12 protein-coding genes are annotated in these 12771 nt (G+C 58.8%); 6 read left to right on the top strand and 6 right to left on the bottom strand.

Translation table 11 applies throughout. The annotated features are described in order from the left end of the window. Positions 1-4: 4 nt before the first annotated feature. The gene (locus tag RRU01S_RS04570; RefSeq protein ID WP_244446069.1) at positions 5-904 is read left to right on the top strand and encodes an acyl-CoA thioester hydrolase/BAAT C-terminal domain-containing protein; all 900 of its coding nucleotides are present in this window, start codon (positions 5-7) and stop codon (positions 902-904) included. A gap of 224 nt (positions 905-1128) precedes the next feature. After that, positions 1129-1620: a P-loop NTPase family protein gene (locus tag RRU01S_RS04565; RefSeq protein WP_045229072.1), complete on the top strand. Its 492-nt coding sequence runs from the start codon at positions 1129-1131 to the stop codon at positions 1618-1620. A gap of 1792 nt (positions 1621-3412) precedes the next feature. Here RRU01S_RS04565 and RRU01S_RS04555 read toward each other — a convergent pair. Beyond that, positions 3413-4672, bottom strand: a complete 1260-nt coding sequence (locus tag RRU01S_RS04555; RefSeq protein ID WP_045229070.1) for a glycerate kinase type-2 family protein — start codon at positions 4670-4672, stop codon at positions 3413-3415. A gap of 159 nt (positions 4673-4831) precedes the next feature. Between RRU01S_RS04555 and RRU01S_RS04550 the strand changes: the two genes are divergently transcribed. Then, positions 4832-5062, top strand: a complete 231-nt coding sequence (locus tag RRU01S_RS04550) for a hypothetical protein (RefSeq protein WP_045229069.1) — start codon at positions 4832-4834, stop codon at positions 5060-5062. Positions 5063-5066: 4 nt separating this feature from the next. Here the strand turns inward: RRU01S_RS04550 and RRU01S_RS04545 are convergent, their stop codons facing one another. After that, positions 5067-6794: an ABC transporter ATP-binding protein gene (locus RRU01S_RS04545; protein ID WP_045229068.1), complete on the bottom strand. Its 1728-nt coding sequence runs from the start codon at positions 6792-6794 to the stop codon at positions 5067-5069. Between the two features lie 224 nt (positions 6795-7018). Here RRU01S_RS04545 and RRU01S_RS04540 point away from each other — a divergent pair, with 224 nt between their 5' ends. Continuing rightward, on the top strand, positions 7019-8212 hold the full coding sequence (locus RRU01S_RS04540; protein WP_045229067.1) for an AI-2E family transporter: 1194 nt from the start codon (positions 7019-7021) through the stop codon (positions 8210-8212). Between the two features lies 1 nt (position 8213). Here the strand turns inward: RRU01S_RS04540 and RRU01S_RS04535 are convergent, their stop codons facing one another. Further along, entirely contained in the window at positions 8214-8669 is a 456-nt protein-coding gene (locus RRU01S_RS04535) for a GNAT family N-acetyltransferase (RefSeq protein ID WP_045229066.1), read from the bottom strand. A gap of 115 nt (positions 8670-8784) precedes the next feature. Here RRU01S_RS04535 and RRU01S_RS04530 point away from each other — a divergent pair, with 115 nt between their 5' ends. Beyond that, a complete protein-coding gene (locus tag RRU01S_RS04530) occupies positions 8785-9198 on the top strand; it encodes a hypothetical protein (RefSeq protein WP_045229065.1) in 414 nt (137 codons plus the stop codon). 3 nt (positions 9199-9201) lie between these two features. Here RRU01S_RS04530 and RRU01S_RS04525 read toward each other — a convergent pair whose 3' ends face one another. The 3 genes from RRU01S_RS04525 to RRU01S_RS04515 form a co-directional block, all read right to left on the bottom strand. Continuing rightward, positions 9202-10356, bottom strand: coding sequence for a DUF2336 domain-containing protein (locus RRU01S_RS04525; protein WP_052815954.1), 1155 nt, complete (start codon positions 10354-10356; stop codon positions 9202-9204). A gap of 132 nt (positions 10357-10488) precedes the next feature. Next, a complete protein-coding gene (locus RRU01S_RS04520; RefSeq protein WP_045229063.1) occupies positions 10489-11091 on the bottom strand; it encodes a flavin reductase family protein in 603 nt (200 codons plus the stop codon). Further along, on the bottom strand, positions 11091-11672 hold the full coding sequence (locus RRU01S_RS04515) for a nitroreductase family protein (RefSeq protein WP_045229062.1): 582 nt from the start codon (positions 11670-11672) through the stop codon (positions 11091-11093). Before RRU01S_RS04515 ends, RRU01S_RS04520 begins: the two co-directional genes overlap by 1 nt. A 109-nt stretch (positions 11673-11781) precedes the next feature. Between RRU01S_RS04515 and RRU01S_RS04510 the strand changes: the two genes are divergently transcribed. Next, positions 11782-12762 carry an RgsD C-terminal domain-containing protein gene (locus RRU01S_RS04510; protein ID WP_045229086.1) on the top strand — a complete coding sequence of 327 codons (981 nt, stop codon included), beginning with the start codon at positions 11782-11784 and terminating at the stop codon, positions 12760-12762. Positions 12763-12771: the final 9 nt, after the last annotated feature.

The raw sequence follows: 12771 nt of genomic DNA, 5'->3' as shown, positions 1-12771 counted from the left end.
TTTTATGTTAGAGCTTGGTGAAATTTATCATGCAGTTAGCACCGGTGTAAGAGGTCTGCCGATGGCTGACTACGATATAGAACAACTATGCGGCAACATACGGGGTACTTTCTCCAAATGCCACAACACGGCCAGCACAGGGGTCGTTGTTCTCAGTGGTTCCAGCGGACGAGTCGATACGCTCAGGGCGAATTTGTTTGCGGAGGCTGGAGCACATGCGCTTGCTCTTCAGTGGTTTGGTGGCGTCGATCAATCGCCCGGAATTTGTGAAATTCCCATTAAGACCTTCATAGATGCCGTCGACTTTTTGGTATCAAGAGGATGTCGACGCATAGTGTTCGTCGGGACATCGAAGGGTGCGGAAGCCGCGCTGCTTGCATCGACCATCGATAGACGTGTGAACGTGGTCATCGCTTTAAGTCCGACATCCGTAGTTTGGGGAAATATCGGGTCCGGACTCGACGGTACTGATTGGCCGGAAAGGTCGTCTTGGTCACTCGACGGCGTCCCACTCGAATTTATCCCTGCCGATCTAAACTGGCAAAAAGTGTATCGTGACGACCTCGTTTCTTACCGGTCGTTTTTTGAGACATGTCTCGCCAATGACATTGAAGTGAATAAACGAGCCCGTATCCCTATAGAAAAAACCTGTGCTGATCTCGTCCTCGTGGCAGGAGGTGATGATGCACTATGGCCATCCGACAAGTTTGCGCAGGAGCTTGTCCAAACTCGCCGAGCCTACGGTCTGTCAGTTGAAATGATTTTCGAGCAATATGCAGGGCATCGTATTTTGCTTCCAGGTGAGGTGACCGCTCGGTCGAAGCTTCACGCTCATGGTGGCACCGATGAAGCAGATGCAAGACTCGGACAGATTGCTTGGGACGCAATATCCGGGCTACTTTAGGCATGTACGCAGTGCGCTAAACAGCGGACATTGTGGCTGCCACAAAACTCCTTATTCCGCGACGTCGTAAAAGTCAGAAAAACAAGTGTCGCTTTAATTGGGATATTCGCGACGACTTGATGTCGGGGTCGGCCCAAACTGGAACATCACCATAATCGCCGGCCAAAGTATTCCCAGACATAATAGCAGGATTGACGACCAAGCCCTTGACGGGAGAAAGCTCGATGGACCGAATTTTCATCATAGGCAATTGCGGAAGCGGAAAGTCGTGGCTGGCTACAGAGTTGGCGGCCAAACATCGGTATCGGATCACCCACCTAGATGATCTGCACTGGTTACCAAACTTTGCAGGAGAGCGTCCACGCGATGAGCGTGATCGGCTCGTAGCCGAAGCGGCAGACGCCACCTCGTGGATCATGGAGGGTATATACGGTTCAGTTCTCAAGCAGGTCCTTCCCCGCGTGACAACATTGATTTGGCTCGATCTTGCCGACGACGAATGTATTTCGAACTTGGTGCAACGGGGGCAAACCGGTGGAGGAACGCCAGAGCAATTCGAAGAACTGTTGGAATACACTCGTGCTTACCGCCTCCGAAAGAACCATCTGAACTCCTTTGATGGGCACCAGTGGTTCTACGATCAACATCTCAACCAAAAATATAGGCTGTCGAGCCGGTCCGACATCGCCTATTTCTTGGCAAGCCTAGGAAGCTGAACACGGCCTATGATCCATTGCTGTCAAGAGGTCTAGTCGGGCATTTGAACAATATGACGTTTTGCCATGTAGCTACCGTCAGCCACAATATCCCGAACGGCTAATGGCCGCACGCCGGCTCGGCCGAACTGAGGCAGCGGTATCTAAAATTGCTTCAGGTGCGCTTCGACGTCTTGTCTATCCAACTTAACGAGGGGGTAAACCAAACCCCAAAACCTCAATAACAAAAATACTTCCCAACCAAATCAATACCTTACCCAAAAACCCGCAAAAACATCAAAAAATCCTCCGCAGTTTTCTCCACGGCGCGCGAATCACCCGCACAATTGTCCCGTTCCGCCCTCGGATACACCGCAAGGCGTTGCGGCGAGGCAGAACCGGCGCTGGTGGTGAAGGGGTACGCAACCCTTCATCGCCGGGGTCCGACAGCGAATCCCCCGGCGGCAACGGGTGGAGAGCGGCACCGGTTTCGGACCGGCTGGTGTTGCTCTTCCGATGTTCGAACCGGATCGGCGTGCCTGCCTCGAATACCCTACCCGGATTCGAGACCCAGGTAACGCCGCTCCGTTTCGCCAGCCGCCGGTGTACCGACAGCTCATCGTCCTCTGGTCGAACGCGACTACGGGGATTGAAGCGAAAGTCAGGCGGTACACAGGAACACGCTGCATCTGCTGCGCACCAGAGATGGTGCGGACGGATGCGGCCGAACTGGCAGGCGATGTTGCGGAAACGCAAGATTGCCGCCCGGATGGGAAGGGTCGGACCTTGAAAACGTCCGACCGGCTTTCCGGCAAGGCTCGCCCTTCGCCATCCGGGACATGCCAGCCGTGGCAAAGGGATCGCTGGCGGGCAACAACCGCCGAACGGGGCGCTGAAAGGTGCCATTCTTAAACTACCCAACGAGGCAGCTTGCAGCGCCCCGTCCGAATACCATGGCCGAAACCGGCGATGGACCCTGAGAATAACCAAGCCACGGGCAGATGCTGCCGCGTGAACGGCGAAGCTTGCGCAAGAGATGGCCGGGATTTTTGATAGGATTGGATTTGGAAGGTGTGGCTGGATGCTTCGAGAGTGCCGCGCACCACCTCAGCACGAGGGCGGCGGATGTCGCAGCCCTAGGCTTCGAGAGTGCACAGTCAGACGCTGAACATCGGCCGCAGCGGCAGCAACCCTCATCCTGAGGTGGGATCGAAGCGGCCCTCGAAGGACGAGGGTTGCGGGCTTAGGGCAGAGCATGCGGCGGATGCTTCGAGGCTTTGTCCTTCGGCCAAAGCACCTCAGCATGAGGGCGGTGGGTGTGGCAGCTCCAAGCTTCGAGAATGCACAGTCAGACGCTGAACATCAGGCGCAACTGGGCAACCCTCATCCTGAGGCGGGAGCGAAGCGACCCTCGAAGGACGAGGGTTTCGGGCTTGGGGCAGAGTGCGCGGCGGATGCTTCGATGCTTTGCCTTCGGCCAAAGCACCTCAGCATGAGGTTGGTGGGTGTGGCGGCCCCAGGCTTCGAGAGTGCACAGTCAGACGCTGAACATCGGCCGCAACGGAGCGACTCTCATCCTGAGGCGGGAGCGAAGCGACCCTCGAAGGGCGAGGGTTGCGGGCTTGGGGCAGAGCACGCGGCGGATGCTTCGAGGCTTTGTCCTTCGGCCAAAGCACCTCAGCATGAGGTTGGTGGGTGTGGCGGCCCGAGCCTTCGAGAGGCGGAGTAAGAGGCCGGACACAGGGTGCAACGTAGCAGCCCGAAAGGTCAGTGTACGCCGCCTGCCCCCCGAGCGACCCACCTGCCCCAAACGTCACCCCAACAAAAACGCCCTGAAGTCATTCACATTCGTCCCCGTCGGCCCCGGCACGAACAGATCGCCCGCCAGATCGAAGGCAGACCAGGCATCATGTCCCGAAAGCAGCGCCTGCGCATCGCCGCCAGCCGCGCGAATGCGGGTCACGCTGTCGCCATCGGCAAAGGCACCCGCATTGTTTTCCGAACCGTCGATGCCATCCGTATCCGCCGCCAGCGCCGTGACCCCGAAAACGCCTTGCAGGTCGAGCGCGGCAGACAGCAGGAATTCGCTGTTGCGGCCACCCTTGCCGTAACGCCCGCTGCCGATGGTCACAGTGGTCTCGCCACCCGACAGCAGCACCATCGGCCTGTCGAAGGCGGTGCTGGCCGCAAACTCCCGCGCCAGCGCGGCATGCATGCGGCCAATGTCCCGCGCCTCACCTTCGATGCTGTCAGAGAGGATCAGCGGATGCACCCCGTGGCTGCGGGCAAGTGCGGCGGCCGCTTCCAGAGAGACACGCGCCGAGGCGATGACGTGGACTTCGTTGTGGGCAAAAACCGCGTCATCCGGCTTTGACGCCACGGCCGTGCAGATGCTCTCGATGATGCGCTGTGGCAGATCGATGCGGTAATCGCGGATGGCCCGCAATGCGTCCTGCGCATTGCCTGCATCCGGCACGGTCGGGCCGGAGGCGACAAAGGCGGGGTTATCGCCGGGCACGTCGGAGACCACGAGGCTGATGACGCGGGCCGGATGCGCCAGCGCCGCCAGCCTGCCGCCCTTGATGCGTGAGAAATGCTTGCGCACCACATTCATCGCCGAAATCGGCGCGCCGGAGGCCAGCAGCGCTTCATTGAGCGCGATTTCGTCGGCCAACGCAAAACCATCAGGCGGTGCAGGCAAAAGCGCGGAGCCGCCGCCGGACACCAGCGCGATGACGAGATCATCTGCTGTCAGCCCGCTAACATGCGCCATCAGCGCCTGCCCCGCCGCAAGCCCCGCCGCGTCCGGCACCGGGTGGGCGGATTGCAGAATTCTGGTGCGCTGGCACTGCGCCACCGGCCCGTGGCGCGCCACCACCAGCCCGTCGAATGGGTGTGGCCAGGCGCGCTCGAAAGCCTGCGCCATCTGGCTTGCCGCCTTGCCCGCACCGATAACGACGGTGCGCCCCTTGGGCGGCGACGGCAGATGGCGAAGGATTGCCTCGTAAGGGTCGGCCGCCTTCACCGCAGCGAAAAACAGCGCCTCCAGAAACGCACGCGGATTGGAAATCAACTCTGTCCTCCCTCAAGGCAAATCGCTCGGCTTTCAGCGCACCATGGCCCGGCAACGCCACCTCGGCAAGTCTGCAAGCGGCCAAGCCGTTCGGTGATTGAACTTCTCACACCCTCACGCGTTGGCTTTAAGAGAGAGACAACGACATCGGAGGGAACCATGGCCGACACGGATAATCTGGGACCGGAATACAAAAACAAGAACCCGCTGAAGGGGCGACGCTTCGTGTGGTCTCGCCGCAAGTCCAAACCATGGATTCCAACCATGATCGTCATTGTCGGGCTGATCGTGGCGGCAGGCGGTGTCGCCGTCACCTACCTCGTCAGCTCGCATCCGGGCAAGCCGGAGCCGAACCCCGGCATCGAAGCGCCAGTCCAGCCACAATCTTGATACGTCAGACCAGAAGTTGCGCGCCGAACTGGGCGTCGTAAAGGCGGCTATAGGGACCTTTCGACTGAAGCAGCTCCTGGTGATTGCCGGTTTCGACGATGCCGCTCTCATCCACCACCACGATGCGCGTCGCATCGCGGATCGTGGCCAGCCGGTGGGCGATGACCAGCGTCGTGCGGCCCGCAGCCAACTCGCTGAGCGACGCCTGAATGGCGCGTTCCGTCTCGGTGTCGAGGGCCGATGTCGCTTCGTCCAGAATGAGGATGGGCGGATTTTTCAGGAACATGCGCGCAATCGACATGCGCTGTTTCTGCCCGCCCGAAAGCTTCACGCCACGCTCGCCGATGACCGTCTCCATGCCCTCGGGCATGTCGTTGATCACGCCATCCAGACGCGCACGCCGCGCCGCATCCCAGATGTCCGCGTCACTGGCACCCAAGCGCCCATATTCGATGTTCTCGCGAATGGTGCCGCCGAACAGGAACACGTCCTGCTGCACGATGCCGATCTGGCTGCGCAGTGACGACAGGGTCATCTTGCGGATATCGATGCCATCGATGCTGATCGCACCGCCGGTCACCTCGTAAAACCGCGGCAGCAGCGAGCACAGCGTCGTCTTGCCGGCACCGGATGGGCCGACAAAGGCCACGGTTTCGCCAGCGCGGATGGTCATGTCGATGTTGCGCAGCACCTGCTTGCCGTCGCTATAACCGAAGCTGACATTGCTATAAGCAATCTCGCCGCGCAGAGCCGGTGCCTCGATGGCGTCAGGCGCATCGGCGATATCGGGCGCGGTATCGATCAGCTCGGTAAAGCGCCGAAAGCCTGCAATGCCCTTCGGGTAGGTCTCGATAACGGAATTGATTTTTTCCACCGGGCGAAAGAACACGTTGACCAGCAGCAGGAAGCCGACGAAGCCGCCATTGGTCAGATCACCCGTCAGCACGAACCAGGCGCCGCAGATCATGATGATCATCTGCGTCAGGCGCATGCTCATGTAACTCAGCGATGTGCTGGCCGCCATGATCTTGTAGGCGCTGAGCTTGGTCTGGCGGTACCGCTGGTTATCGGCCTCGAACAGCGCCCGCTCATGGTCCTCATTGGCAAAGGCCTGAACCACACGCATGCCGCCGACATTTTCCTCGATGCGGGCATTGAACGCACCGACGCGGCCATAGAGCGCGCGGAAATTGTTGGTCATGCGACTACCATAACGGCTCGTCACCCAGGCAGTGACAGGCACGACCGCAGCGGTAACCAGCGCCAGCGGCACGTTGACGGACATCATCAACAGGAACGCGCCGAGGAAGGTCATGATGGCAATGAAGAGGTCTTCCGGCCCGTGATGCGCCACTTCCCCGATTTCCTCGAGGTCCTTCGTCAGCCGCCCGACCAGATGACCGGTTTTCTGGTTGTCGAAAAAGCCGAAAGAGAGTTTCTGAAGATGATCAAAGGCACGGCGGCGCATATCGGTTTCGATATTGATGCCCAGCATATGCCCCCAATAGGTGACGATGGCCATCAGCCCGGTGTTCATGACGTAGATCACCAGAAGGGCGATGGAGGCGAGCACGATAAGGCGCCAGTCACCTGCGGGCAAAAGCACATCCACGAACGCCTTCACCGCCATCGGAAACCCAAGTTCCAGAACGCCTGACAACACGGCGCAGGAAAAGTCCATGATGAACAGCCCGCGATAGGGGCGGTAATAGGAGAAGAAACGACGAAGCATGGCTTGTGTCCATGGCGGCATCGATAAGCCGCTGCGATTGTAATTTGGCCTCCAACTCTCACATTTAGGTAACAAGACCAAGGTGGGTTGCGTTATTTTTACCAAAATCGTCCAATAAGGCGTAGCAACACTATAAAAACGAAATGATGATGGACTATGACGTGGTCTGTCCGTTTAATGATGACAGACGGTGATCCGTTCGGGGAAGCGAAAGAGACGCGATTTTGAGCAAAATTGACACGCCGAGAAAGCCTTTAGAACCCCGCTGGTTTGGTCCCGCGGCGCATGGGCGCACCGCTCTTGTGCCGTCCATCTCAGCCGCGCGCTGGCTTTTGGTCCTCATTGTCGCTGCCGGTATCTATTTCTTTTATGGCTTTCTCGTCCCCGTGCTGGCAGCACTCGTCATCGGTTTTGCCAGTTGGCCCGTCTACCGCGAATTGTTGCGCCGCGTGGGAGGCAACACCTCCGTCGGTGCCACCATCGCGCTGCTTCTCATCATCACCTTCCTGATCGTGCCGATTTTCATCGCTGCCTCCTACACGGCCAGCGAAATCCGCGAGTGGTTCGGCTGGGCGGTCGAGGTCAACAAGGTGGGTGCTCCCGTACCCGCGTGGATTGCGGCTTTGCCCGGCGTCGGCGTGTGGATGAGCGAACAGTGGGTCCGCTATGTCGGCACCCCCGGCGCCATTGGCGAAGTCATTCAATTGGTCAGTGGTGCCAATATCGGCAATATCTACCGCGCCATCGTGGCTGCCGGTAATGGCGCCTTCCACCTGATTCTGACGCTGCTGTTCATGCTGATCGCGCTGTTTTTCGTCTACCGCAACGGTGTCAGCTTTGCAGCCCAGATCGATCTGATTGGAGAGCGCATTCTGCCGACCCGCTGGGAGCGTATCTCCCGCGTCGTGCCCGCCACCATCAGTTCCACCGTAACAGGCATGACGCTGATCGCTATCGGCGAAGGTATTATTTTGGGTGTGGCCTACTGGATCGCAGGCGTCCCCTCGCCCGTCACGCTCGGGGTGCTGACAGGCGTCATGGCGCTCATTCCCGGTGGTGCGCCGTTGTCGTTCACGCTCGTCTCGGTCTATCTCATGGCCAGCGGCTCGCTCACGGCAGGCATCGCACTTCTGGCCTGGGGCTCGATAGAACTCTTCATCGTCGACAAGACCATCCGCCCTCGCCTCGTTGGCGGCCCCATCAAGCTGCCGTTCCTGCCCACCTTCTTCGGTCTGGTCGGCGGTGTGAAGACCATGGGCTTTCTTGGCCTGTTCATCGGCCCGGTTCTGATGGCTCTGCTGGTTGCCGTGTGGCGCGAATGGGTGCGTGAGGTCGAGCTCGCGGCCATCGAGGAGGAGATCATCCCACCCGGCCCGGACATCGATCACGCGCCACCGCTGCGAAAGACGGCGTCCTAGATCAGAGCTTCAGCTCCATGAAGAGGCTGAGCGGATCAGGCTTATAGGGCGGAAACGGTTCGATATCCACGAAACCCGCCTTGTGGTATAGGCCAATGGCTTCCGGCTGGCTGATGCCGGTTTCCAAACGAATGGCCGTCACACCGCGCTGGCGTCCAAGCTCCACCAGCGCATCCAGCATCAGCTTGCCAATCTTCAGACCACGCGCCTGCGGGTCAACAAACATCCGCTTGATTTCCGCCGTGCCATCGCCCGCCTCAACAAGAGCGCAGCAGCCGACGATCTCGCCGTCATTACGCGCCGCGAAGAAAGAGACGTTGGGCTTTTCCAAAGTGGCGATATCGACCAGATGATTGCTTTCTGGCGGATAAAGAGACGCTGCATAAGCGTCAGACATTTCCAGAAGGCGAACGATCTCCGGTTGGCGGGGGCTTTCTAAGGTGATGGCAACTGGCATGCGTATTCCCGTTTATTTTTGTGGATGTGAAACGTCACGTCGCAATAAGACTGCAATTCCGCGAGATCATTCCTGTTTGTAAGATAATTCCCGTTCCAGAGGCAACAGAGCGACAATGAGAACAGCGCTTGTTTTGATGACCATTCTCGGCTGCGACGATAGCGCCACCGATTGCCAGCACATCGCAACCCTCCAGCAGCGCTGGACGAGCATCGAGCTTTGCTATGCCGAATCGGAAAAACAGCTTGGTCAATTCGCCAACGCGTCCTATCCGGTCGTGGTTGCCGTATGCCAAACACCCGATGCCCCGAAGGACGACGTAGCGAAGGCCGAAGGCCAGACGCCGGACGCAGCCACCACGACATCGCACGCACTGGAAGCCCAGGAAGAGCAGACGTTGACGGAGCGCGCCATCACCCGCGTGCGCAGAATCTTGCCGTCCACCGAAGGTGTCAAGGAAGTCTTGGGCAAACCGGTCCGGATGGTGGAAGACAGCTATTCCTGGATCGCCCGGCGTTTCGCGAAATAAGCTTTACGCGGCTTGCGCCACGAGATCGCTTGCGAGGGAGCGGGCGCGATTGCGCTGTTGAACCATCTGCAGCTTCTCGACCATGTGCAGCAATTCGCGCAGGGTGGCATTACCATCCACATCCGCGAACTTTGCCAAAAGGCCTGATGACAGGTCGGTGGCTGGGTTTGCATAGGGTGTGTCGGCAGCGTTGCGCCACAGAAGCGTCGCCTCCATGAACACATCCAGGACAGCGCCGAACAGGCCCGTCGACTGGAACATGGCCTTCAGCGCATGATGTCGTCCCGTTGCCAGAATCGAACGAACGCGATGGCTGTCGAGACCGGACAGGTTGGAGATCGATTCGGCAAAGAAATCGAGCTTGCCGGAGCAGAGCGTGTTCATCAGGAAGGCGGGCGTGAGCCCGCAGTTTTCGCGAAGATGTTCGACCATGACAGGCATGTCTTCACCGGCGACATCGCCGGCAATCATCACGGTCGCAGCGTCCGAGGCATCGCGGATCACGCTCTGGATACGGGCCGGTGGCAATGCGTAGCAAACGAGATCACAGGTCGCCAGCGCAGCACCAATATGCCCGACAATGGCGTAACGCACATCGGCTGGCAGATTATCATGCTGCAACAGGAGATCGCGAATCTCCGCATCGGCCACATAGCGTTCGGCAATGCGCCGCAGGGTGAAGGGCGTGATGCAGGCGCTGTGGTTTTCCAGAAGGATTGACAGTTCCAGCACGTCCCCCACTTCGGCCAAAGCAGCACAAGCGCCGGCCTGAAGATATGGGCGGGCGGCGATCATCGCCCGTGTCATGGACGTACCATTGCCAGCCAGATCGACCAGATCGGTTTCACGCAGCACCGGCGAATGAATGATGACGAGGCAGGCGATTTCGGGCTGGTCTTCTGCCAGCGCAAAAACGATGGCGTGCGGCGCATCCGTGGCATAGGCCAGTTGCTCTGCCAGAGCGAGTCGCACCTTGGGCGACGGATCGTCCAACAGGTAGGTCATCGCATCATAGGCGCTGTCGTAACGATCCTGCGGCAGGCGCGATTGCAGATAGGCTTGGGCCAATACGGTGGCCGCTTTGGAACGATCACGCGATCCAGCTTTTTCCGACCAACGAAGAAATGCTTGTACGATCACCCTGCGCCCCAACAACAGACAATTTCGACTGTTTGGAACAGGATCGATCGATATTCGAATCCAAACCCTGCCCTACACAGCAGACACTAGGAGCAAAAGGTTTACGATTGGTTCACCATATATCTTAACAGCCTGGAAAGGCGAAGTTTATTAGCCCGGGCGCTTGATCTGAAAAACGTCCACGCCGCCATCGCAGTAATCCATGTAACCCATGCGGGCTACGGGCCGTGCACGCGCCATGTCGATACGACCATTCTCGATCACCGCCTCGTCAATATGGATGCCGACCACCTGCCCGAAGACGATCCAAGAATCGGCCTCCACGCCATTAACATCGACCGGGCGCATGATCTGCGTAACCCGGCATTCCAGCGCCGCATAGGCTTCCGCGACATAGGGCGCATCGACCAGTTCGCCCTGCTTTGGCGTGAGCCCGGCAAGCTCGAATTCATTCACACCATACTCAACCGGCGCAGACGACGCGTTCATCTGCTCCACCAGATTGCGGCTGACTAGATTGGCGGTGAATACGCCGGTTTCCTCGACATTGCGCACGCTGTGCTTATGGCCGCTCGATGAAAACATGATGAGCTTGGGCGCATCCGCCACTGCATTGAAGAAGGAATAGGGCGCGAGATTGAGTGAACCATCCCTGCCCTTCGATCCGATCCAGCCGATGGGGCGTGGCGCGACAATGGCCTTGAAGGGATCGTGAGACAGGCCGTGCTGGTTTGTGTCTGTGGTGTAAAACATCAGGCTTCACCCACCCACGTCACCACATCCGACAATTGTGGGCGCGGACGCTCTACCGGTGGAAAGGTGGTGGAGCCGATATAGATGAAACCGGCAATCTTCTCGCCAGCTTTCACGCCCAGCTCAGGGAACAGAGCTTCGTCATAAGACACCCATTCCGTCAGCCAGTTGGCGGCAAAGCCGTTGGCATTGGCGGCAAACAGCATGTTGAGGCAGACCGCACCTGCGGACATGACCTGCTCCCATTCCGGAATTTTGACATGCGGCGCAGCCGTGCTGACCACTACGATGACGACCGGTGCACGGGTAAAGCGCGTGCGCTCGACTTCCTGGTAATCGGCACCGAGGTCCGGTGTTTTTTCAAGCGCCCGCTTCAATGCGGCCTCGCCCAGACGTTTTAGCTCGTCGCCACGATAGACGATGAAGCGCCAAGGGGCGATCTTGCCATGGTCGGGCACGCGAACCGTCAGCCGCAATATCTCCTCGATTTCGGCACGATCAGGGCCGGGCTCCGTCAGCTGCGGCGCCGGCGTGGACCGGCGAACATTCAGATAATCGATAAGTGTGATATTGTCTTTCATGTCAGAACCGTTCCATTGTCGTACATATCAAATCATGGGCCTTGAAATCGCCACGGCATTGCGTTTGAAGTGGTCCCAGAAAAACAAGAAGTCAATCCGGTTGAGCGTAATGACATCCATCAAAATTGCGGCAGGTCTTTGTGTGGCGATCGTTTCGATCGTCGTGCCGCAGGGTGGCGCTTTCTCGCAGGATGCGTTCAAGGACTTCAAGCAGCTTGGCGGCACACAGAAAATGCCCAAGCTCAATGCCTTCACGGCGCCTGCCCCACCCGATGCGGCAAATGCCACCTCCCGCGATGTCACCATGGAAGCCAAACTGACCACTGACGGTCAGCCCATGATGGAAGGACTTGCGTGGCGCGTTTTCAGCCCCATGCCCGGCCCTGATGGCAAACTGCCGATGCTGGCCAGCTCCGATGGCGGATCGGCGGAATTTCATCTGTCTCCCGGCGATTACTTCGTCAACGTCTCCTTCGGCCGTGCAGGCGTGACCAAGAAAGTCAGCGTTCCCTCCAGTGGCAAGATCGACAAGCAGGTGCTGATTCTCGACGCTGGCGGATTCGTGCTGAACGCCGTGACCGGGACAGACAAGCGCATTTCATCGGGCCAGCTGAAGTTTTCGATCTACTCATCCGATACGCAGGAAGATGGCGAACGCCGTCTGGTCATGTCTGATGTAAAGCCCAACACCATCGTGCGTCTGAACGCCGGGACGTATCACGTCGTATCCGAATATGGCGGCATCAACGCCGTGGTCCGCGCCGATATTCAGGTGGAAGCGGGCAAGCTGACCGAGGCGACGCTTCAGCACCATGCCGCACAGGTGACGCTGAAACTGGTATCGGAACATGGCGGCGAAGCGATTGCCGATACGGCGTGGTCGGTGCTGACAGGCTCTGGCGACATCGTCAACGAAAGCGTCAGCGCTTTCTCCACCATGGTGCTGGCCGACGGCGAATACACGGCCATTGCCCGCAACAAGGACAAGGTCTACCAGCGCTCGTTCAAGGTGGAAGCCGGCAGCGACTCAGATGTGGAAGTGCTGATGAAGGACCAGGCCCCGGAAGAGACGACGGGCGATTTTGAATGACTCCAGCGA

Source organism: Agrobacterium rubi TR3 = NBRC 13261 (assembly GCF_000739935.1).
GTDB classification, from domain to species: Bacteria; Pseudomonadota; Alphaproteobacteria; order Rhizobiales; family Rhizobiaceae; genus Agrobacterium; species Agrobacterium rubi.
This window is presented reverse-complemented; position numbering and strand designations above follow the sequence as displayed.